The organism is Parapusillimonas sp. JC17 (assembly GCF_052180245.1).
GTDB lineage: Bacteria > Pseudomonadota > Gammaproteobacteria > Burkholderiales > Burkholderiaceae_B > Parapusillimonas.
The window spans coordinates 3,463,960-3,483,298 of sequence record NZ_CP197474.1; the positions used below are offsets into that span (position 1 = coordinate 3,463,960).

At 60.4% G+C, this 19,339-nt stretch carries 23 protein-coding genes and 1 tRNA gene; 12 read left to right on the forward strand and 12 right to left on the reverse strand.

All coding sequences use genetic code 11. The features are described 5' to 3' along the window. Positions 1 to 29: 29 nt before the first annotated feature. The 4 genes from ACSBPU_RS16715 to ACSBPU_RS16730 all read right to left on the reverse strand — a co-directional run bounded on the left by ACSBPU_RS16715 (position 30) and on the right by ACSBPU_RS16730 (position 2,434). The gene (locus ACSBPU_RS16715; RefSeq protein WP_442593023.1) at positions 30 to 461 is read right to left on the reverse strand and encodes a nuclear transport factor 2 family protein; all 432 of its coding nucleotides are present in this window, start codon (positions 459 to 461) and stop codon (positions 30 to 32) included. Further along, the gene (locus ACSBPU_RS16720; RefSeq protein ID WP_442593024.1) at positions 461 to 1,558 is read right to left on the reverse strand and encodes a class I SAM-dependent methyltransferase; all 1,098 of its coding nucleotides are present in this window, start codon (positions 1,556 to 1,558) and stop codon (positions 461 to 463) included. Before ACSBPU_RS16720 ends, ACSBPU_RS16715 begins: the two co-directional genes overlap by 1 nt. Then, the gene (locus ACSBPU_RS16725; RefSeq protein WP_442593025.1) at positions 1,555 to 1,761 is read right to left on the reverse strand and encodes a hypothetical protein; all 207 of its coding nucleotides are present in this window, start codon (positions 1,759 to 1,761) and stop codon (positions 1,555 to 1,557) included. The genes ACSBPU_RS16720 and ACSBPU_RS16725 overlap by 4 nt, the downstream gene beginning before the upstream one ends. Positions 1,762 to 2,038: 277 nt before the next feature. Further along, positions 2,039 to 2,434 carry an acyloxyacyl hydrolase gene (locus tag ACSBPU_RS16730; protein ID WP_442593026.1) on the reverse strand — a complete coding sequence of 132 codons (396 nt, stop codon included), beginning with the start codon at positions 2,432 to 2,434 and terminating at the stop codon, positions 2,039 to 2,041. A gap of 400 nt (positions 2,435 to 2,834) precedes the next feature. Here ACSBPU_RS16730 and ACSBPU_RS16735 point away from each other — a divergent pair. From ACSBPU_RS16735 to ACSBPU_RS16745, 3 genes are all read left to right on the forward strand, one after another. After that, positions 2,835 to 2,908 (forward strand) — tRNA-Cys (locus ACSBPU_RS16735). Positions 2,909 to 3,133: 225 nt separating this feature from the next. After that, entirely contained in the window at positions 3,134 to 4,174 is a 1,041-nt protein-coding gene (locus ACSBPU_RS16740; protein WP_442593027.1) for a sensor domain-containing diguanylate cyclase, read from the forward strand. Positions 4,175 to 4,222: 48 nt separating this feature from the next. Continuing rightward, positions 4,223 to 4,882, forward strand: coding sequence for an O-methyltransferase (locus ACSBPU_RS16745; RefSeq protein WP_442593028.1), 660 nt, complete (start codon positions 4,223 to 4,225; stop codon positions 4,880 to 4,882). Positions 4,883 to 4,948: 66 nt separating this feature from the next. Here the strand turns inward: ACSBPU_RS16745 and ACSBPU_RS16750 are convergent, their stop codons facing one another. Continuing rightward, positions 4,949 to 5,749, reverse strand: a complete 801-nt coding sequence (locus ACSBPU_RS16750) for an outer membrane protein (RefSeq protein WP_442593029.1) — start codon at positions 5,747 to 5,749, stop codon at positions 4,949 to 4,951. A 200-nt stretch (positions 5,750 to 5,949) separates the two neighbouring features. Here ACSBPU_RS16750 and ACSBPU_RS16755 point away from each other — a divergent pair, with 200 nt between their 5' ends. The 6 genes from ACSBPU_RS16755 (at position 5,950) to ACSBPU_RS16780 (ending at position 10,505) form a co-directional block, all read left to right on the forward strand. Continuing rightward, the gene (locus ACSBPU_RS16755; RefSeq protein ID WP_442593030.1) at positions 5,950 to 6,609 is read left to right on the forward strand and encodes an ABC transporter permease subunit; all 660 of its coding nucleotides are present in this window, start codon (positions 5,950 to 5,952) and stop codon (positions 6,607 to 6,609) included. Positions 6,610 to 6,653: 44 nt separating this feature from the next. Then, positions 6,654 to 7,280 carry a DUF2946 family protein gene (locus tag ACSBPU_RS16760; RefSeq protein ID WP_442593031.1) on the forward strand — a complete coding sequence of 209 codons (627 nt, stop codon included), beginning with the start codon at positions 6,654 to 6,656 and terminating at the stop codon, positions 7,278 to 7,280. 55 nt (positions 7,281 to 7,335) lie between these two features. Continuing rightward, complete coding sequence (locus ACSBPU_RS16765; RefSeq protein WP_442593032.1) at positions 7,336 to 7,926, forward strand: NUDIX hydrolase; 591 nt, start codon at positions 7,336 to 7,338, stop codon at positions 7,924 to 7,926. Positions 7,927 to 7,992: 66 nt separating this feature from the next. Next, complete coding sequence (gene aat, locus ACSBPU_RS16770; protein WP_442598386.1) at positions 7,993 to 8,688, forward strand: leucyl/phenylalanyl-tRNA--protein transferase; 696 nt, start codon at positions 7,993 to 7,995, stop codon at positions 8,686 to 8,688. A gap of 40 nt (positions 8,689 to 8,728) precedes the next feature. Next, a complete protein-coding gene (locus ACSBPU_RS16775) occupies positions 8,729 to 9,448 on the forward strand; it encodes an arginyltransferase (RefSeq protein ID WP_442593033.1) in 720 nt (239 codons plus the stop codon). Positions 9,449 to 9,467: 19 nt separating this feature from the next. Then, on the forward strand, positions 9,468 to 10,505 hold the full coding sequence (locus tag ACSBPU_RS16780; protein WP_442593034.1) for a quinone-dependent dihydroorotate dehydrogenase: 1,038 nt from the start codon (positions 9,468 to 9,470) through the stop codon (positions 10,503 to 10,505). 138 nt (positions 10,506 to 10,643) lie between these two features. On the opposite strand, the gene ACSBPU_RS16785 is transcribed toward ACSBPU_RS16780, so the two are convergent. Further along, the gene (locus ACSBPU_RS16785) at positions 10,644 to 11,225 is read right to left on the reverse strand and encodes a TIGR01841 family phasin (RefSeq protein ID WP_180066392.1); all 582 of its coding nucleotides are present in this window, start codon (positions 11,223 to 11,225) and stop codon (positions 10,644 to 10,646) included. A 344-nt stretch (positions 11,226 to 11,569) separates the two neighbouring features. Between ACSBPU_RS16785 and ACSBPU_RS16790 the strand changes: the two genes are divergently transcribed. Then, a complete protein-coding gene (locus ACSBPU_RS16790; protein ID WP_442593035.1) occupies positions 11,570 to 12,547 on the forward strand; it encodes a tripartite tricarboxylate transporter substrate binding protein BugD in 978 nt (325 codons plus the stop codon). An 88-nt stretch (positions 12,548 to 12,635) separates the two neighbouring features. Here ACSBPU_RS16790 and ACSBPU_RS16795 read toward each other — a convergent pair whose 3' ends face one another. The 3 genes from ACSBPU_RS16795 to ACSBPU_RS16805 all read right to left on the reverse strand — a co-directional run bounded on the left by ACSBPU_RS16795 (position 12,636) and on the right by ACSBPU_RS16805 (position 15,159). After that, positions 12,636 to 13,472, reverse strand: coding sequence for an IclR family transcriptional regulator (locus ACSBPU_RS16795; protein ID WP_442593036.1), 837 nt, complete (start codon positions 13,470 to 13,472; stop codon positions 12,636 to 12,638). Positions 13,473 to 13,535: 63 nt separating this feature from the next. Next, entirely contained in the window at positions 13,536 to 14,339 is an 804-nt protein-coding gene (locus ACSBPU_RS16800) for a competence/damage-inducible protein A (protein WP_442593037.1), read from the reverse strand. 25 nt (positions 14,340 to 14,364) lie between these two features. Beyond that, positions 14,365 to 15,159 (reverse strand): EI24 domain-containing protein, encoded by a 795-nt coding sequence (locus ACSBPU_RS16805; protein WP_442593038.1) that lies wholly within the window; start codon positions 15,157 to 15,159, stop codon positions 14,365 to 14,367. Between the two features lie 58 nt (positions 15,160 to 15,217). Here ACSBPU_RS16805 and ACSBPU_RS16810 point away from each other — a divergent pair, with 58 nt between their 5' ends. Then, entirely contained in the window at positions 15,218 to 15,598 is a 381-nt protein-coding gene (locus ACSBPU_RS16810; RefSeq protein WP_442598388.1) for a thioredoxin family protein, read from the forward strand. A 65-nt stretch (positions 15,599 to 15,663) separates the two neighbouring features. On the opposite strand, the gene ACSBPU_RS16815 is transcribed toward ACSBPU_RS16810, so the two are convergent. The 3 genes from ACSBPU_RS16815 to ACSBPU_RS16825 form a co-directional block, all read right to left on the reverse strand. Continuing rightward, positions 15,664 to 17,034 (reverse strand): DEAD/DEAH box helicase, encoded by a 1,371-nt coding sequence (locus tag ACSBPU_RS16815; protein ID WP_442593039.1) that lies wholly within the window; start codon positions 17,032 to 17,034, stop codon positions 15,664 to 15,666. 169 nt (positions 17,035 to 17,203) lie between these two features. Next, complete coding sequence (locus ACSBPU_RS16820) at positions 17,204 to 17,545, reverse strand: AzlD domain-containing protein (protein WP_442593040.1); 342 nt, start codon at positions 17,543 to 17,545, stop codon at positions 17,204 to 17,206. Then, positions 17,542 to 18,255: an AzlC family ABC transporter permease gene (locus tag ACSBPU_RS16825; RefSeq protein WP_442598390.1), complete on the reverse strand. Its 714-nt coding sequence runs from the start codon at positions 18,253 to 18,255 to the stop codon at positions 17,542 to 17,544. The genes ACSBPU_RS16820 and ACSBPU_RS16825 overlap by 4 nt, the downstream gene beginning before the upstream one ends. Positions 18,256 to 18,376: 121 nt before the next feature. On the opposite strand from ACSBPU_RS16825, the gene ACSBPU_RS16830 reads away from it, so the two are divergent. After that, positions 18,377 to 19,297, forward strand: a complete 921-nt coding sequence (locus tag ACSBPU_RS16830; RefSeq protein ID WP_442593041.1) for a branched-chain amino acid transaminase — start codon at positions 18,377 to 18,379, stop codon at positions 19,295 to 19,297. Positions 19,298 to 19,339: the final 42 nt, after the last annotated feature.

The following is a 19,339-nucleotide window of genomic DNA, read 5'->3' on the forward strand; positions in this document are numbered from 1 at the left end:
TATTTGTATTGAAATGACTCAAGGTGCTTTCAGGAAGCTTGCGAAACTTCACGCATGCGGTGCTCCGCAGTGTCGTTCCAGACTTCCTGTTTGGTGATCAATCCGCCCCGTAGTTCGAATCGATCAATGAAGCGTATGCCGCTAAACGTACGGCCGTCCGGCCATTCGCCGTGCAATGTTCCGATGCAGTAAACCACCACGACGCCCTCGCTCGGCGACAACGCATCGAAATGGCCAATGTGTTTGCCTATCCGGCGATACCGGCGTGCGGAGTTGGCCACTATCCCCTCAACGGATGCGGCCATGCCACCTCCTGGGCCGGTGATCTGAACGTCCTTGGCAAGGCAGGCGCCAGCAACCGCAATATCGCGCGCCTCAAGCGCTTGAAGATAGGTTGCGACCATTGCGATCGGCGTCTCGAATTCGGACCTCGCAGTGTCCCCTGTATGCTTGGTGCTCATCAAGCCTCCTCTTTAACAGCCAAAATGATCTTCCACGGCAGGCGCCAACTGTGAGGCGGATCTGCCCGCGCATGCTCATCCTCGGCGAAATCATGGATCTCGACCGAGCGAAAGCCCGCTGCCTTGTACGCGGATGCCAAGTCGATGCGACTGTGCTCGAGCAGGTATGGCTCATTGTTCCGCTCTGCATGTCCCTCATAGACGAGTCTGAGCAAAGGATCGGACGGGGGCAGGAAGTCCAGGTGCGCCGCCATGCCGCCAGGAACCAGCAAGCGTCCAGTCTCGGCAATGAGCATATGCACGACAGCCTCGGGCATTTCATGCAGTAGCATCGTCGACGTAACCAGATCGAAGTCATTGGCCGGCAGCTTGCTTGCCAACGCATCGGCCTGCGTGAATTTCATGCGCGGCCGCAGGGCCTCCGGCGTTTCGTGTGCCGCCACGGTAACGCAACTTGCCGACAAATCAATGCCATGCACGAATGCATCCGGAAACGCCACCGCAAACGCATGGCTGCTGCGCCCAAAGCCACACCCTAGGTCCAGTACTCGTGACGGCCGGCAGCGGGACGTGAGTTGTTTTGTAAACCTCTCATGCAATGTCGATTTACCCACGACGCCGCCACGGACCGCATCCCGATAAACGTAGGCGGCCAATATATCGGCCCCGACGCCGCCCGGGTGCTGGTGAATGTCGCATGCAGTGTAATAAGCCGGCTGATCCAGCTCTGGATCAAGCTCGAGCAGGCCCTGGGGCAAAGGCTGCGCGAGTTCGGCAGCCAGATGTTCACGGCGTGCCTCCACACCGGCGACCAAGCCCCGCGGCCCGGAATACCGCATGCGCTGGAGATGCCTTTCGAACCACGCAAAAAGCTGATAAGTGGGCTGTTTCTTGACTTGCGCCTGGAATTCATCCCGACCGACGCCGACCGGGTCATCGATCTGCACTTCCACGGCAACGTGACGGCGCAATGCCGTGAACATGTCATTCGCCCAGTACCCCCGCGCAGCGGCAAGGAAGCGCTGATAGCTTTGCCGCTCCCGGTCGGCAAGCGCGGCGCTGGACGGATTTGTTGGCCCTTGCGCCGACGCCTTCATGCCGCCCCCTTCGATTGCTGTTCTCCCAGCAGCGGAGAGAGTATGTGCCGGACGAACTCCGCCGCATCCTCGTTACGCCGTCGCTCGGCGACATCGGGACTTTGAACGGCTTGATTCGTCTTGGCTGCGAGCCCGCACTCCAGGGCGTCGACCCGATCTCTAAGCACATAAACTTCGGCGGCCAATGTCATGGTCACTGCCATCAGCCGATCGAGCACCGGGTCATTGAAAAATCGCTGCTCTGGCTGGTAAGAAGAAGTCTTTGTTGCGGTGCTCCCCATTGCCATATGTCCCCATACTATAAAAATACGTTTAGGGGCATATTGGGCTGGCTGCTCAATAATGTCAACACTTAACCATTGAACATGGGTAAACCCGACTTACTTTCGTGAGCCATTAATAGCTGCAGGGCAAGCAATGGCTCTCATAAGAGTCAACACTTGCCTCACAGCGCTTTGCACCGTCGTGGTGGCCTTATCTTCAGAACCGATATGTGTATGTCAGCTGGAATATGTCCAGCCCCATATTCGGCTTTTTGATGCTGGCGTTCGAATAATGGGAATAACGGACGCCGATACGGTGCCTGTCCTGGATTGTGAAGCCTGCACCCAGATATGACCCGAACTGGAATCGCGTGCCCAGCTCGCGGCCGGCAAATTCCGAGCGGCTCATGACAGTCGGACCGACCCCTGCTTCCAGATAGACGCTGTCGTGAGGCCACCACCGCAGGATAGGAATCGCGCTGAGCTGCCACATCGATGTAGGATCTTCGTGCCTGGAATCCCAGTACGAAATGCCCAACTCCACACCCAGGTCAAGCCGCCCCCAGTCGCCCGAGAACCGATGGCTCCATAAAGCGGGCGTTTCGTAGGCCAATGTAGCCTTCCTGTACCCTGAATTGAATCCAAGCTGAAGCCCCAGACCCTGCCCGGATGAAGGCTCCCGGGTTTCGATGCCCGCACTGCCGTTTGAGCCAGCGGCATCTACAGGCTGAGCCAATATGCTGGACGGACCAAACATCGCGGCCGCCGTAAAAAACGAGCATAACAATCCAGCCCGTGCACACCAAAAGGAATCGTTTTTCGCTTTCGAATTCTTATTGATTGTTGACATATGTGGCCTTCACAGTCGATTTCAGGATTTTACCGCCATGGCTAGCAAGCACCATGCCCAGGCGGCTAATTGACGGCATTGTGAAACGACGCTAAACTAATGGTCTTTCTTAGTTCTTAAGGGAAGCTTGCGCTTCCCTTTTTCGTAAGACTGATTCATCTGCGGCGCGATGGCAGAGTGGTTATGCAGCGGATTGCAAATCCGTGTACCCCGGTTCGATTCCGAGTCGCGCCTCCAACATTCTTGTGGGCTTCGAGATATTTTTAAATAATCGATGCTTCGCAAAACAAAATTCAGCCCGCCACCCAAGCGGGCTTTTTTGCGTCGGTACGTCGTCACGCCCACGGGCTACCAGCCAGTCAAGCCCGTGGCAGCCGTGCGCATGGGGTATCCTTCGGTTTTCAGGACTGAATACCTTGCTGCGGGCACGAACGGCCCGGCAATGAAGGAGGAGTGTGTGGCATGATTGATCTTGTCGACCGCCTGTCGGAATCCATGGCCGCAGCGCGCACCCTGGAAGATCTTGCCCGTCCGATGCTGGAAATGCTGGAGGAAGTGACGGGACTTGAATCCACCTACCTTACCACCATAGACCTGGCGCAAGGCACGCAAAGCATTCTGTATGCCCGCAACACACGGACGATGCAGATTCCTGAAGGACTGACCGTGCCCTGGCAAGACACGCTGTGCAAACGAGCGCTCGATGAGGGCCGGATGTTCACTGACGATGTGGGCGATTGCTGGGGGGATTCCGAAGCCGCCGCGGCGCTGGGCATACAGACCTATCTGAGCACGCCCGTGTATGCCGGCGAAGGCATGCTGTACGGCACCTTGTGCGCGGCCAGTTCGGCACGACACAAGATGAACAACCATGCTCGCCGTGTACTGTCGCTCTTTGCGCGACTGATCGGTGGGCAAATCGAGCGCGAATGGCTGCTGGACCAATTGCTGAGCGCCAATGCCAAACTGTCCAGCATGGCGGCGACGGACACTCTGACCAAGCTGCCCAATCGGCGGGCGCTGCTGGATTTGCTCCAGCGCCAATTGGAACAAGCGAATCGGCAGAATACGACGGTCCTGGTGGGCTTTTTGGACCTCGATTACTTCAAGGACATCAACGACCTGCACGGGCATGCCGTCGGCGATCGGTTTCTTGCGGCCATGGCCGTCCAGCTGCGCCAGACGCTGCGCACCCAGGATGTCGTCGCTCGTTATGGCGGCGACGAGTTCGTCGTCTGCGGGCCGGGACCGGATCCCGGCGCCGATGTGAATGCGGCGCTGCAAGCCTTCATTGAGCGCATAAGCCAAAGCACCGTGGGCCGGTTCAACTGCCTGGACGTCGTCATCGACTATGCCGGCGCCAGTGTGGGCGGCGTGGCGGTGCTGCCGCATACGGCAGACGCCGACACCGCCCTGGAACGCGCTGACCAAGCCATGTACCGGGTGAAGCAGGCGCGGCGCGCCGTGGCCGACAGTCGTCAAGCCGTCGCCAGGAAAGCATGAACCGATAGCTCGGCCGGCCTTACCCCGTGACCCTTTACTGGAGATGCCATGAAAAACGAATGGGCTCTTGTCGACGAATACATTGTCGACCGCCTTCTGCCGCCGGACCCGGTGATGGACAGCGTTCTGTCCGCCAATGCGGCCGCCGGCTTGCCCGCGATCGACGTAGCGCCCAACCAAGGCAAGCTGCTTCATATCTTCGCCCGCATGGTGAATGCGCGCCGCGTGCTTGAAATCGGGACGCTGGGCGGCTACAGCACGATATGGCTGGCGCGCGCGCTGCCCTCTGACGGTATCGTCGTCACGCTCGAGTCCGATCCTGGACACGCACGGGTGGCTCAGTCGAATTTGCAAGCGGCAGGCCTGATCGATGCGGTGGACTTGCGTATCGGGCCCGCGCTGGAGACTTTGCCCAAACTTGCCGACGAGCCGGCTTTCGATCTGATATTCATCGATGCCGACAAACCCAATAACCCGGCCTACCTGGAATGGGCGCTGAAGCTGTCGCGCCCCGGAACGGTGATCATCGGCGATAACGTCGTGCGCGGTGGAAAGATCAAGGATTCCAACGAGCAGGATCCAAGCATTCAAGGCGTGCGGCAGTTCTATGACCGGATGTCGGGCGAACCACGCCTCACCGCCACGGCGGTTCAGACGGTGGGCAGCAAGGGGTGGGACGGTTTTTCCATTGCGATCGTGAATGGATGAGGGGTCAGACCCCGTATCCGCTGGAAGGGGTCAGACCCCGTACGGGGTCTGACCCCAAAACAGTCTTCAAAACCGGTATTGCAGCCCGGCCACGAACAGGTTGTAATGCTGCCGCCCCATGTTGAAGCGCCATGTCGTCGTGGGTAGATGCAAGCCCGGATAATCCGTGGCGCCGAAGGTATAGCTCGTGGCATCGACGGAAAGATACCTGTATTCCGTGAACAGGTACAGGTTCTTGCTGATTTCGCCTTTGATGCCCGCCTTCAGCTGGACGGCGAAGGCGGAATCCGATGCGCCGGGGTCTGAATTGAAATGATTGATGCCGGGCTCTGACGGGTTGGCGGAATCGGAATCCTTGATGGACAGAAAGGCCATTCCCGCGCCCGCCCCGACATATGGCAGGATTCTGTCCGAATAAGGTGTCTTGAAGTTCAAGATGACGTTCGCCAGAACGACGCCTGCCGTCATGGGCGTGCTGACGTATTGCGTGCCCAAGGCGCGCGGCACGACGGGCATTTCGCCCGTAGGCGTATGCTTGCCGATATAAAAGCCTTCGAGCTCCACGGCGGGCCGCAGCGCCCACTTCGACTGCCCCAGCTCCCAACGGCTCCATTCGTAGCCCAGCTGCGCGCCGCCCAGGGCTACCCGGGTGCTGCCGCCGGTCGAGCCGTTTGCGTCGATGGGCAATGGCCTTGGCAGATTGAGGACCTGGCCTTGCTGCCGCATGTTCGTCGCAATGGAAGCGCCAAGGCCGCCAAACACACCCACATAGACGCCCTGATCGATTGCCGACGTGTCTGCCGACAAGGCCGGCTCGCAGGCCAGCACGGCGGCAAGCCCGAGTGCGATGAAGTCTGACTTCGCCATGCATCCCTCCTGGCATTTGTAACGAAAAGAAAAGTGCCCCACATACTAACTGGTTTGGCGCGGCGGCGCCATGTGGTTTTCCTGAAGCTCGCTCAACCGGTCCGGGCGCCTTATGACGTAGAGCTATGTCGGTCTAGCGATTAAGTAGTTCGCCCCAGCGGTTTGCCTCTCTACAATTTTTGTTCAAAAGAGGAGCTTTCATGTTTGCGACTTTCATCGATGCGCTCATGCAGTCATTCGGCGAGACACTGGCCATGGTGGCGGTGGCGGGCGTCAGCGGCATCATGACGGGCGTCCCGCTCGGGATGGCGCTCCATCTGGAGCGGCAACATACTGCCGCCGAAGGACGCGGCACGCTGATCGGCTTGCTGGCCCGGCTCGTCGTTCAAGGCATTCGGGCCACGCCGGCCATAGTCGTGCTGGTTGTCGCCATGACGCTCGTTCGCCAATTGCCCGTCGCGCCCGGCGGGCTTGTGGCGATGATACTTCCCCTCTCCTTGCTCTCGGCCCTGTTCATTGCAAGAAAGACGGAAGCCGCCCTGAACACGGTAGACCACAATCTGGTCGAGGCCGCCCGCAGCATGGGCGCAAACAATTGGCAGATCGCCCTCAATGTACTTTTGCCGGAGCGCCGTCCCGAGCTCATTTCAACAGCGGGGCTTGCGCTGGCGGCACTGGTGGGTTATTCGACGCTGGTGGGCGCCATTGGCGGCAGCGGCCTGGGAGCTCTGGGCATGCGCTATGGCTATCACGAATTTCTTCCGGAAGCGATGCTGGTCATCGTTGCGATATTGCTGGCTCTGGCCGAAGCGGCGCAGTCGACGGCATTTCTTCTCGCACGCCGCTTCGACAGGCGCTGAGCTCCAGACCTATACTTGTCATATCCCTTTGACGAGAAGCAACCATGGACGAGAATGTCATCGCCGCCATGGCGCGCTGGCCCGGCGTTCCTGCGGTATTCGGCTGGCTGTCGCTGAACGAACGCGGTCAGTGGCGGCTGCATCCTGCGGGCGATGCGCTGGCCGATGCCGACGCCCCGGACCCTTACGCCAGGCAAGGCACATCCATTACCAGCCCCCAGATCCTGCAATTCATGGGGCGCAACTATGAATGCGACGAGACGGGTCGCTGGTTTTTTCAGAACGGGCCGCAAAAAGTCTATGTGCGCCTGGACGCCGCGCCATTTGTCCTGCACACCGGAAACCCGGCGGATGGCAGACCCAGCCTGCATACCCACACCGGCCTGCAAGTCACGCGCGTCGCATCGTGGTGGCTGACGGAAGCCGGGCGCCTCTATGCGCTGACCGATCCCGGCCCCGGCCTGGTTGCGGGGCGCGACCTCGACTCCGTGCTCGACGCGCTACGCGCGACGGACGGCACGAAAGTGCTCGACGTCCTGGAAGCCGGCGGCGCCGCCCCGCCCGGATTAACGGTCCAGGGACCGGCCACGGACAACAGTCCACTGCATTTCTGCAAAGAGGCCGACATACCGTCCCGGCTCGGATTCGTCCGCCTTCCTCGGGCCGACTGATAGAATCGCCGCATGGGCCACGCCCGCCCCTCGGCCTTTTCGGTAGAATCTGTTCATGACATCGCACGCTCCTGCCTTCTACTTCCCCGCCCCGCGCGCGCAGAAATTCTGCAGCCAGTGCGGCACACCCATCACGCAACGCATTCCGCCGGACGACAATCGCGTCCGCGATGTCTGCGATCATTGCGGTGCCGTGCACTATCAGAATCCGCGCAATGTGGTGGGGGTCCTGCCGGTCTGGGGCGACAAGATCCTGCTGTGCCGGCGCGCCATCGAACCACGGTACAACAAATGGACATTGCCGGCGGGTTTCATGGAATTGGGCGAAACCTCCGCGCAGGGCGCAATGCGCGAAACACAAGAGGAAGCCGGTGCCCAGATCGAGTTAGGTCCCCTCTACACGGTCATCGATGTTCCGCACGCCGAGCAAGTCCATCTGTTCTACCTGGCGAAGGTGCTCAGCGAAGACCTCTTTCCCGGACCTGAAAGCCTGGAGGCAGACTTTTTCGCCATAGACGAAATTCCCTGGGGAGAACTGGCGTTTCGCACCGTCATCACCACGCTGGAACACTATGTCGAAGACCGCAAGCAGGGCGTGTTTCCGGTGCACCATTACGACATTCCCATTCCCTATCCCAAACAGTAAGGACGCATCGTGGGTAGCCTGACCTGGCTGGATGACACCACACCGTTTCCGCATCCCGACAACGCCATGCCCGAAGGTCTGCTTGCCGCGGGCGCCACGCTGACGGTGGAACGCCTGATGCAGGCTTATCGGCAAGGGATATTTCCCTGGTTCAACCCTGGCGACCCGGTCCTCTGGTGGAGTCCCGATCCCCGCATGGTGCTGGCTTGCGCGGACTTCAAGGTCTCGCACTCCATGTCCAAGAAGCTGCGCCAGACGGCCCGCCTGGAACGCACCGGAAAAGCACGCGTGCGCATCGCCACCGACACGGCCTTTTCTTCAGTCATCCAGGCTTGCGCGGAGCCACGCGCGGCCCAGCATGGCACATGGATCTCGCCAGCCGTCCAGCGCGCCTATCTCGACTGGCACCAGGCGGGCTATGCCCACAGCATAGAAACCTGGATCGATGGCCGGCTGGCGGGCGGGCTGTATGGCGTGTGCATGGGCCGCTTCTTCTTCGGCGAATCCATGTTCAGCAGGGTGCCCGACGCCAGCAAACTGGCCCTGGCCTACCTGGTTCGATACCTGCGTGCGCAAGGCATCGACCATATCGATTGCCAGCAGCAGACGGGCCACCTGGCCAGCCTGGGCGCCCGCCCAATCAGCCGCCGTGCCTTCATGGCATTGCTCGACGAACGCCTGCGCCTGCCCGAGCCCGAGTGGCGTCCGGGCCAGCTGCTGGCGGACGGCACGCTTGCGCCCATGGAAGAAACCGCCGCATAATTGTCAGCGTGAGAACGCCAAGCATCATCGAGCCCCCGCCATGAGCCATTTGTCTGAACCTGGCTTCAAGACCTTGCAGTTCTACGCCACGTCGGTGTATCCATGCAGCTATATTCCCGAGCTCGAAGCACGCTCGCAAGTGGCCGCACCGACGCATCTCATCGACAGCACCGTCTATTCGCAGTTGGTCGAGAAAGGCTTCCGGCGCAGCGGACTCTTCACTTACCGCCCTTATTGCGACAGCTGCAGAGCCTGCCTGCCCATACGCGTCGACGTGAACCGCTTCGAGCCCAGCCGGACACAACGCCGGTCCTGGAAGCGGCACAGCGGGCTCATTGCCCGGCAAATGCCTCTGCATTGGGTCCCGGAGCATTTCGAACTGTACCGGCGCTACCAGGCGGGCCGACATGCGGGGGCGGGCATGGACGAAGATAGCCAAAGCCAGTACACCCAGTTTCTTCTGACCAGCCGGGTAAGCTCTTGCCTGGTGGAGTTCAGACTGCCCGACGGCACACTGCAGATGGTGTCCATGATAGACACCCTGGACACGGGACTATCGTCCGTGTACACCTTTTTCGACCCGGAAGCGCAAGGCAGCCTTGGGGTGTACGGCATACTTTGGCAAGTGGAACAATGCCGGGCGTTGGGCCTTCCGTGGCTTTACCTGGGCTATTGGATCAAGGAAAGCCGTAAAATGGCGTATAAATCCCAATACACGCCATTCCAGATTCTGCGCAACGGCATCTGGGCCGAGCCCTAGGGCCGTTAACGCTAAAAACATGTCATTGCTATTCAATACCTATCCCCTGGCCCGCACGGCGCTTTTTTCCATGGACGCCGAGGCGGCCCACGAGCTGACCCTGGCCTCTCTTCAGAAAGCCTACGATTGCCGTTTTACACGGGGGCTCATTGCCGCCGCGCCCCGCAAGCCTTGCACCCTGCTCGGACTGCCCTGCCGGAATCCCGTCGGTCTGGCCGCCGGCCTCGACAAGAACGGCGCCCATATCGATGCCTTGGGCAATCTGGGGTTCGGTTTCGTGGAAGTGGGCACCGTCACGCCCAAGCCGCAGCCGGGTAATCCCAAGCCGCGCATGTTCCGCCTGCCCCGCGCCCAGGCGCTGATCAATCGCTTGGGTTTCAACAACCAGGGCCTGGACGCCTTCATCGCGAACGTGCGTAAAAGTCAATGGCGCAGCCAGGGCGGCATTCTGGGGCTGAACATAGGCAAGAACGCGGCAACACCCATCGAGCGGGCCGTGGACGATTATCTGATCGGACTGGAAGGCGTGTATCCGCATGCCGATTACATCACCGTGAATATTTCGTCGCCCAATACGCAGAATCTACGCGCGCTCCAGGGCGAAAATGAACTGGCTGCGCTGCTGGGTCCGCTCAACGAGAAGCGCAAGGCGCTGGCCGATCAACACGGCAGGATGGTACCCATCGTGGTGAAGATCGCACCGGATCTCGACACCAGGCAAATAGACATCATTGCCGAACAATTGCCACGTCATGGCATTGACGGCGTCATCGCAACCAATACCACGCTGTCCCGCGATGCCGTTCAAGGACTGCCCCACGCCGACGAGTCCGGCGGCCTTTCCGGCCCGCCGGTGCATGAGTTGTCTCTGGCCGTCATTGCGCGCCTACGTCAGCAATTGGGCCGTGACTACACCATCATCGGTGTCGGCGGCGTGGCGTCCGGCAAGCAGGCCCGGGAGAAGATCGCGGCGGGAGCGAATGCCGTCCAAATCTACACAGGGCTGATCTACCGCGGCCCGGCCTTGATCAGCGAGTGCGTGCGCGCGCTAAGCTGAATTTCCGATCGGCCTGCATCCTCAAGCAGGCAGCGCAAAAGCATCAAGGCCCCGGAAGCTGAACGCTTTCCGGGGCCTTGATGCTTACCGTAGCCGAAACGCCATGGAAGCGCTTCGGCTGCGCCGCTGGGTCAGTAATCAGGCGGTTGCGCGGCGAGCACGCGGAGCAACCTTGCCGGCTGCTTCGGCGGCATCCGCCGCAGCCTTGAAGCTTGCGTTGGTCGCCGCGTTGATGTTGGACTCGGCGGCGTCGGTCACCTGACGGGCAGCCTTGACGGCGCTTTCGTAGGCATTGCCGGCCGTGGCGAGAGACGATTTCATCAGGGCAACGGCGCCTTCCGAACCCGTGGGCGCATTCTTGGCCAGTTGATCGATCGCGTCGGTGACCTGCTGTTGGCCCAGGACGATTTGCTGCTCGGTCAACTTGGACAGATCGGCCTGCACCGCCGATACGATGTCATAGACGTGCTTGCCATAGGCCAGCGCCTTTTCGGCGTTAGGCTGCACGAGGCCGGACGTGAAAGCCAGGACTTCCTGGGCGTCCTTCACTTCGACCGCTTGCTGCGATTTTTCGGCCACTTCGTCAAGCGTTGCCTTGATGACTTTAAGGTTCAAGTCGGCCAGCTTCTCGAAGCCGCCAAATACCGCGCCTTGAACTGCGAGGAAATTGTCCAGCGTCGCCTTTTGAACGGCCAGAAGGGGTTGAGGGATTGCGCTCATGGTGTTTCCTTTATAAGACGAGGCCATGATGGCGGCCCCTGGGTGTCCGGGTAAGCCGGACTTGGTAAATAAAGAAGGCTAAGCAAATCACCTGACAACGTGAAAACCTTCAATGCTGCATCGCACAAATGTTATTTTACTAGGGTCTAGAGTCAAGTCAAGCTTTTTTTGGTGCATTGCAACAAAACAGGTCAGTACGCGCACGGGAAAGCCCATTTCCCGTATATGGGCTTATATAAGGGCTAAACCTAAGCGACAGCGTCGGCCGTTTGGCCTAGGATGCCAAAGGATTCTGTATCCGGCCTGAACAACAATTTACTTTGCCATAAGCAAAGGGAGACCGAATGAAACACACCTTGAAGCTTGCCACCGCCATGACCCTAGGCGCGCTTACCAGTACCGGCGCCGCTCTGGCGGCAGCCTACCCCGACCATCCCATCAATATGGTCGTGCCCTTCTCGGCCGGCGGCCCCACGGACAACGTAGCGCGCTCCCTGGCTGAAGCCATGCGCCCGACCCTGGGTCAGACCGTGGTCGTTGAAAACAAGGGCGGTGCGGGCGGCACCATCGGCACCTCTCAAGTGGCGCGGGCCAAACCTGATGGCTACAGCATCCTGTTGATGCACATCGGCTTCTCCACCGCGGCGTCGTTGTACAAGGATCCCGGCTACAACGCGTTCAGCAGCTTCGAACCCATCGGACTGGTGGTCGACGTGCCCATGACCATCATCGCGCGCAGCGACTTCCCGCCCAACAATGTCAAGGAACTGGTCGAATACCTCAAGGCCAACAAAGACAAGGTCTCCCTGGCCAATGCCGGCATCGGTGCCGCCAGCCACCTCTGCGGCACCATGTTCTCCAATGCGATCGGCGTCGACCTGCTAACCGTTCCCTACAAGGGCACGGGTCCCGCCATGAACGACCTGCTGGGCAAGCAGGTAGACGTCATGTGCGACCAAACCACCAATACAACCCAGCATATCAAGGCCGGAACGGTCAAGGCCTATGCCGTGACCAGCAAGGCGCGCGTCCCCACGCTGCCCGACCTGCCCACCATGCAGGAAGCGGGTTTCAAGGACTTCGAAGTGGGTATCTGGCACGGCATGTGGGCGCCCAAGGGCACGCCCAAACCCGTCACCGACAAGCTCAATGCCGCGCTCAAGGCCGGCCTGAACGCCCCGGAATTCCAGAAGCGCATGGCCGGCCTCGGCGCCACCGTGCTCACATCCGACGCCACACCCGAAGCACTTCAGAAGAAAGTCGAACAGCAAGTACCGCAATGGGGCGAACTGTTCAAGAAATCGGGTATCCAGCCCCAGTAAACCTGCAGCGGGGTCTGACCCCTGCCCGAATATGGCGGAATATGGGGTCAGACCCCGGACGGGGTCTGACCCCTTGGGCCTTGCGGTGCTATGGGGTCAGACCCCGTCCGGGGTCTGACCCCTCGTAGCCCAAGGCCTCGGATATCTGCTTGGCCGTGGTCAACAATACCGGTATCCATTCATCGCGCATGCGCTCCGCCGGGGCGGAAATCGACAAGCCGGCCTGCAGCTTGCCGGTGTCGTCATAGACGCCGGCGGCAATACAGCGAACCCCAAGCTCCAGCTCTTCGTTGTCACGCGAATACCCATGGCGCCGAACCAGCGCCAGATCGCGCTCTAGCTGCTCCAACTCGGTGATGCTGTTGCGCGTCGTACCGGCCAGCCCCGTACGCATGGCGTAGGCGCGGACCTGACGCGGATCGCTGACCGACAGGAAAAGCTTGCCCGTGGAAGTCAGATGCAACGGCGCCCTGCCCCCGATCGCGCGCACGACCTGCATGCCTGATCTTTCGCTCCAGGCCCGTTCTATATAGACGATTTCGTCGCCTTGCTGCAGCGAGAGATTGATGGTCTGGCCGGTGATCTTGTGCAATTCACGCATGGGATCCAGCGCGACCTCACGCACATTCAGCCTTCTCTTGACCAAAGATCCGAGTTCCAGCAGGCGCATGCCCAATTGATACAGGCCGCTGTCGACGCGTTCGACATAGCGGCCGACGACCAGGTCGTTGAGGATGCGATGCGTGGTTGAGGTATGCAGCCCCGTCGCTGCGGCCAACTCTTTCAAAGGCACGGGATCGGACTGCTTGGCCAGGACATCAAGCAAGGACATGGCCCGCTCGAGGACCTGAATTGAAACGGGCGAGCCGCTGACGGAAGGCGACGCGCCCAGCGAGGGAGGAGGCAGCGCAGTGGAACGTGACATAGTCTTATTTTGACGCAACGCAACAATTCCATAATATGAAAAAAAATGCCGACCTGGCAAGCATTATTTTTGTGGCGGGTTGAGCTGCCCTCCCATTTTCAGCGCCTCGCCGCGCAGGAATTCGAGGGCCAGGGCCGCGGCTTCGGGTTCGCCTTTCACGCCCAGATCGATATGCGGATGCCCGGTTTCGCCCATGCTGGGCAAGCTGAACGCCTTGACTCCCGGCCAGCGCCGTTCAAGTTCCTCGAGCGCAGGCGTGATGCGCGACTCGGGCAGCTTGAAGACCAGAAAGGAATGTTCCACGCGACGCTGCTTGTGATGCAGTTCGATATAGCGCGTATCGAGCGTCCATTCCATCATGGGCCAGGCCATGACCGGAAAGCCCGGCATGAAAGTGTGATCGCGAATGAAGAAGCCCGGGATCTTGTTGTAAGGGTTGGGGACGATCTCGGCGCCCACGGGGAATACCCCCATTTGCAAACGCTGCTGGTTCTCGGGCAGCGACATGTCGCCGCTGCCCTGCCCCCGGCGCTCGTTGTCGGCGCAACGTTCGGCAATCAGCCTTTCCGCCTCGGGATGCAAGGCGAGATCGACGCCCAGCGCCTCAGCGGCCGCCTGGCGTGTCTGATCGTCGGGCGTGGCGCCGATGCCGCCGCAACAGAATACGATGTCGTCCTTGCGGAAACTGCGGGCCAGGGTCTCGGCGATGACGGAACGCTCATCGGAGATGAATTCCGCGCCCTCCAGCTGCAGCCCACGCTGGCCGAGGAGCTCGATGAGTTTCGGGAAGTGCTTGTCCTGGCGGCGTCCCGAAAGGATTTCGTCTCCAATGATGATCGAACGGATCTTGCGAGTGGTCGTGCTCATTTACGGCGGTTTTCCTTTTTTTATTTCAGACGTCTACGACTTCCTGCGCACGCAGTTGCCGCAAGGCTTCGAGCATGAAATGCGCAAAGACCAGGGCTGAGAAGACCGGCAGGAACAGCCAGGCGGGGGGAAACAGGTTGATCAGGGAAAGTATGCCGCCAATCAGCCATAGCTGGCGATTATGCCGGCGCCACAACAGACGGCGCTCTTGCTGGCTGCCATGCTCGATGATGGCATCGACCCTCAGCATGCGGGTAAAGGCGAATGCCCACCAGAAAACGGGCAGCACCACGGGCAACGGAGGAATGAGCCAGAGCGGCATGGTCGCCAGCCACCCTAGCACAAACAGTATGCCGACCCAGATGGCGTTCCAGGCGCCGACGGCCGTCACGTACTGCCCCTGCCGAGAGAGGCCCTGATAATGGTGCTTTTCGAGATGCCGGAGGACGATGGGCATGACGAAGACGGCCGCGATGACAAGGCCCAGGATGCCCGACAGCGGCAGGAGTATGCCGACGGCGAGCAAAGGAATGAGATACAGCTTCAGGGAAAACAGCCCGATGGCCAGAAACCATTGATCGGCGCGATTGATGAAGTCCCATTCCGCCGCCTGGGCATTGAGCCAGGCGGTGAGCGGGTCCCAGAATCCCCAAAGCAATATAATGGCGCCCAGTAAGGCGATGATGAACGGCAGCAATATGGCCGCCAGCATTTTGGGATGAAACTGCGAAACCAGCGCACGCCTGAATGCTTGGCCGACCGCCGCCAGGCCGGTCACGGGCCGGCCGCCGGTTTTGATTGCAAGGGAGTATTCGCTCATGCGTAGCCTTTAGATCACGACATGACTATCATAGTCAAACTGGATGCTTTTTGTCTCTATGCCGGTATACGATCCACAACACCACATGCCCGCCCTGCGGGACCGATTGACGCGAGAAGGCGGCCTCGTCATCGCGTGCTATTGCGCGGCCTGGTGCGACACTTGCCGGCAGTACCGGCCCGATTTCGACAGCCTGGCGCAGAAATGGCCGCAGCATACTTTTGTGTGGATAGATATCGAAGAAAGCCCCGACCTGCTCGACGACGAGGACGTCGAGAACTTCCCGACCATTCTTGTACAGAGCCGTGCGGGAAACCTGTTCTTCGGGACCATGCTGCCCTATATTTCCCATCTGGAAAAACTGGTGCCCGGCCTTGAGGCCGCGAATCCCATCGAAGGCGGCCCGGGTCAATTGGCAGGATTGCTGGGGGATCTCTGAGCAAATCGAGCGTCAAGCCTGCCGTTCGTGATGAAACCCTGGGCGCAGGCTAAGCAAACAGCACGCTAGCGGCCGCCCAACAGCACACCCACTGCTTTCTTGCTGGTGGGCGCTGTCGTCGTTTGCTGGCTTGCAGAGCGAGCGGTGGAAGCCGGTGAAGGCACATAGGGCTTATAGAAAAATTCGTCCACGGGTTTCTGCGACGCCATGCCTGGCGTATAGCCGCGCCTGTCCCGTCCCGCGGACGGGCGCCGCGCCGAAGCCGGCACGGCCAGCTGGCCGCGGGGAATCTTTGCCTTGATCAGTTTTTCGATGTCGAGCAGATAGCGCTCTTCGTCGGGCGTGAAGAAAGCAATGGCTTCACCGCTCTTGCCTGCTCGGCCGGTACGGCCGATGCGATGGACGTAGTCTTCGGCATTGTGAGGCAAATCGTAATTGATGACGCAAGGCACGCCGGCGACGTCCAGGCCGCGCGCCGCCACGTCGGTTGCAACCAGGACCTCGAGTTCGCCCGACTTGAAGGCCTCGAGCGCCTTCATGCGATCGAGCTGGCTCTTGTCGCCATGTATGGATTCAGCCTTGACACCATCGCGCACGAGTTCGCGCGCCAGCCTGCCCGTGCCGATCTTGGTGTTCGAGAAAACGATGACCTGATTGAGTCCCTTGGACTTGACCAGGTGGACGACGGCCGCGCGCTTGTCGGCGCTGGCCAGCGGGTAGGCGACCTGGGTGACGGTGTCGGCCGTGGCGTTGCGTGCCGCCACCGCGATCTCGACGGGGTCGGTCAGGAAATTGCGTCCGAGCTTGCGGATCTCGTTGCTGAACGTGGCGGAAAACAGCAGGCCTTGCCGCTTGGCGGGCAACAGGCGGACGATGCGGTCGAGGTCGGGCAGGAAGCCCATGTCCAGCATGCGGTCGGCTTCGTCCAGCACCAGTATGCCCACTTGGCTGAGATTGACGTTTTTCTGCTCGACGTGATCCAGCAGGCGACCCGGCGTGGCAACCAACAGTTCGCAGCCACGCCGCAGGGCGTCTCGCTGCGGATTGATATCGACGCCTCCGAAGACGACGGCCGAACGCAGCGGAGTGGCTTTGCTATAGGTGGCTACGTTCTCATACACCTGGTCGGCCAGCTCTCGCGTGGGGGTCAAGATCAGCGCTCGTACGGGGTGCCGCGCCGGGGAGGCGCTGGCATTGGCGTACTGCATCAACCTGTGCAATATGGGCAGGGTGAACGCGGCTGTCTTGCCGGTGCCGGTCTGCGCGGCCCCCATGACGTCCCGGCCGTCCATGGCGATCGGCATGGCCTGGGCCTGGATAGGCGTAGGATGGGTGTATCCCGTCTCGGCTATTGCCTGAAGTATGCTTGGATGCAAGCCGAATTCGGAAAAGGTAGCAGCAGGGGTACTGGTCGGTGTGAAGGTAGTGTCTGTCATTGAAAGTGGTTTATGCCTGGCACGGGAAAACCCCAGGCCTAGCTTGTGGAACCGCTGTATTTTAGCGCACACCGTCTCGACTGCCCGGCGAGTTCGGTCCGCGACACCTGACAAAGCCAATAAAAACAGGCATTTGTCGTTAAAAGCATACGTTTCGTTACGGCGCGCCTCAGGAAACGAACAAGGCTTCCAGTATCCAGTACGCAATCATCCCGCCCACAATGACCAGCAGCGTGCTTTTTGTGCGCCAGTACAGGACCACCGCCAGCAGCGCCGCGGCCAGCTTGAGCATGGATGCCTCGCCTTCCGCACTGCCCAGGGGAATGAGGTCTGGAACGATGATGCCGACAAGCGCGGCCGTGGGCGCATAACGCAAGGCCCGGCGCACCGAATCGCTGAGCGGAAGGTAGTCGCCGAATACGTAGTAGCCGGAACGCGTGATGATGCTGCATATGGCCAAGGCCGCAATCACGCCTATGATGTAAAGATCGTATTCGAGATTTCCGGTCATTGTCTTTTCCTGGGCTTGCCACGATGCTGGAGACGCTCGGTCAGCACGCCCGCCACGATTCCGCCGATGACAGCCGCCAGCAGGCCCAGCCGCAGCGGCAGGGCTTGCCCGACCAGCGCAATGATGCCGGCCACCAGCAGGCACATGGCCATCGGCCGCGTCTTGACCAGGGGAATGACGACGGCCATCAGGGCGAGTATGGCCGCGAACTCAAGGGACCAGCTCGCCGGCACGAAGCCGCCCATGTATATCCCTATCATCGAGAAGACGTTCCAGGATATCCAGCCCGGAATGATCATGCCCAGCAAATACCAGAGCTGTTCCGTGGTGGCGGGCCCCTTGCGGTCTCCATACCGCGCCATGAAGAACACGAAGGCGATGTCGGTGCTCAGAAAGCCCAGCACCAGGCGCTTGAACCAGGGCATATGCCTGAAAAACGGCTGCAGCGCCGCCGCGAAGATGATGAAACGCAGGTTCACCACCATGCCGGCGGCGAAAATCAGCCAGATCGGCGCGGAAGACACAATGAGGGGCAGCGAAGTAAGCTGCGCCGATCCCGCATACACGAGCAACGTCATCCATGCCGCCATCGTTTCCGTGAGGCCGGACTTCACCATGGCGATGCCCGTCACGAAGCCCCATGTGCTGGTCGCGACCAGCGCCGTGAATACGTCGCGAAAGCCGGCCTTGAAGCTTTGCCGTTTATGGATGTCCGGCCACCACGATGCAAATCCCGATTCCGCCACTGCCGTCCCGACCTCGAGCCAAAAGCCGCTATTGTAAGGCCGGCACGCTTGGTACAATCAACTCACTTTTCTGGGAGAGAGCACCATGTCCATGTCTGATCGCGATGGCTTTATCTGGTATGACGGCGAACTCGTGCCGTGGCGCAATGCGACCACCCACGTCCTGACCCACTCCCTGCACTACGGCCTGGCCGTTTTCGAGGGCGTGCGCGCCTATCATACCGACATCGGCACCGCGATCTTTCGGCTCGAGGACCATACTCGCCGGCTGTTCAATTCCGCGCATATCTACCAGATGGGCATTCCTTTCGACCAGGACACCATCAACGAGGCCCAGCGCGAAGTCGTGCGCCGGAACGGGCTCGAGTCCTGCTACATCCGCCCGCTGGTGTTCTATGGCTCCGAAAAAATGGGTATCTCGCCCAAGGGTGCGAAAGTGCACGTGGCCATCGCGGCCTGGTCCTGGGGCGCATATCTGGGCGAAGAAGCGCTGCAGCAGGGAATCCGCGTAAAAGTCTCTTCCTATGCCCGCCAGCATGTCAACGTGACCATGCCCCGCGCCAAGGTAGCCAGCACCTACGCCAATTCCATCGTCGCCAATGCCGAAGCCCTGGATCATGGCTACGACGAGGCCATCCTGCTCGACACCGAAGGCTTTGTGGCCGAAGGCTCGGGCGAGAACATCTTCATCGTGAAGGACGGCGTGCTGTGCGAACCCGAAATCGCTTCGGCGCTTACCGGCATCACCCGCTCCACCATACACGCGCTCGCGGCGGACCTCGGCATTCCGCTGGTCACCAAGCGGCTTACCCGCGACGACCTCTACATCGCCGATGAAGCCTTCTTTACCGGCACGGCCGCCGAAGTCACGCCCATACGCGAAGTCGACCGCCGCGTCATCGGCAAGGGCAGCCGCGGCCCGGTTACCGAGAAACTGCAGAAAGCCTTTTTCGACCTCGTAAACGGCAAGAACGCCAAATACCACCACTGGCTCAGCAAAGTCTGAGCCTGCATCAACCGCTACAACCCATACGCTTTTAGGACCTTC

Bases quoted from the DNA above. Each gene is read 5' to 3' on its own strand.
- ACSBPU_RS16715 (WP_442593023.1), bottom strand. From the start codon at position 461: ATGAGCACCAAGCATACAGGGGACACTGCGAGGTCCGAATTCGAGACG.
- ACSBPU_RS16720 (WP_442593024.1), bottom strand. From the start codon at position 1,558: ATGAAGGCGTCGGCGCAAGGGCCAACAAATCCGTCCAGCGCCGCGCTT.
- ACSBPU_RS16725 (WP_442593025.1), bottom strand. From the start codon at position 1,761: ATGGCAGTGACCATGACATTGGCCGCCGAAGTTTATGTGCTTAGAGAT.
- ACSBPU_RS16740 (WP_442593027.1), top strand. From the start codon at position 3,134: ATGATTGATCTTGTCGACCGCCTGTCGGAATCCATGGCCGCAGCGCGC.
- ACSBPU_RS16745 (WP_442593028.1), top strand. From the start codon at position 4,223: ATGAAAAACGAATGGGCTCTTGTCGACGAATACATTGTCGACCGCCTT.
- ACSBPU_RS16750 (WP_442593029.1), bottom strand. From the start codon at position 5,749: ATGGCGAAGTCAGACTTCATCGCACTCGGGCTTGCCGCCGTGCTGGCC.
- ACSBPU_RS16755 (WP_442593030.1), top strand. From the start codon at position 5,950: ATGTTTGCGACTTTCATCGATGCGCTCATGCAGTCATTCGGCGAGACA.
- ACSBPU_RS16760 (WP_442593031.1), top strand. From the start codon at position 6,654: ATGGACGAGAATGTCATCGCCGCCATGGCGCGCTGGCCCGGCGTTCCT.
- ACSBPU_RS16765 (WP_442593032.1), top strand. From the start codon at position 7,336: ATGACATCGCACGCTCCTGCCTTCTACTTCCCCGCCCCGCGCGCGCAG.
- aat (WP_442598386.1), top strand. From the start codon at position 7,993: ATGCCCGAAGGTCTGCTTGCCGCGGGCGCCACGCTGACGGTGGAACGC.
- ACSBPU_RS16775 (WP_442593033.1), top strand. From the start codon at position 8,729: ATGAGCCATTTGTCTGAACCTGGCTTCAAGACCTTGCAGTTCTACGCC.
- ACSBPU_RS16780 (WP_442593034.1), top strand. From the start codon at position 9,468: ATGTCATTGCTATTCAATACCTATCCCCTGGCCCGCACGGCGCTTTTT.
- ACSBPU_RS16785 (WP_180066392.1), bottom strand. From the start codon at position 11,225: ATGAGCGCAATCCCTCAACCCCTTCTGGCCGTTCAAAAGGCGACGCTG.
- ACSBPU_RS16790 (WP_442593035.1), top strand. From the start codon at position 11,570: ATGAAACACACCTTGAAGCTTGCCACCGCCATGACCCTAGGCGCGCTT.
- ACSBPU_RS16795 (WP_442593036.1), bottom strand. From the start codon at position 13,472: ATGTCACGTTCCACTGCGCTGCCTCCTCCCTCGCTGGGCGCGTCGCCT.
- ACSBPU_RS16800 (WP_442593037.1), bottom strand. From the start codon at position 14,339: ATGAGCACGACCACTCGCAAGATCCGTTCGATCATCATTGGAGACGAA.
- ACSBPU_RS16805 (WP_442593038.1), bottom strand. From the start codon at position 15,159: ATGAGCGAATACTCCCTTGCAATCAAAACCGGCGGCCGGCCCGTGACC.
- ACSBPU_RS16810 (WP_442598388.1), top strand. From the start codon at position 15,218: ATGCCGGTATACGATCCACAACACCACATGCCCGCCCTGCGGGACCGA.
- ACSBPU_RS16815 (WP_442593039.1), bottom strand. From the start codon at position 17,034: ATGACAGACACTACCTTCACACCGACCAGTACCCCTGCTGCTACCTTT.
- ACSBPU_RS16820 (WP_442593040.1), bottom strand. From the start codon at position 17,545: ATGACCGGAAATCTCGAATACGATCTTTACATCATAGGCGTGATTGCG.
- ACSBPU_RS16830 (WP_442593041.1), top strand. From the start codon at position 18,377: ATGTCCATGTCTGATCGCGATGGCTTTATCTGGTATGACGGCGAACTC.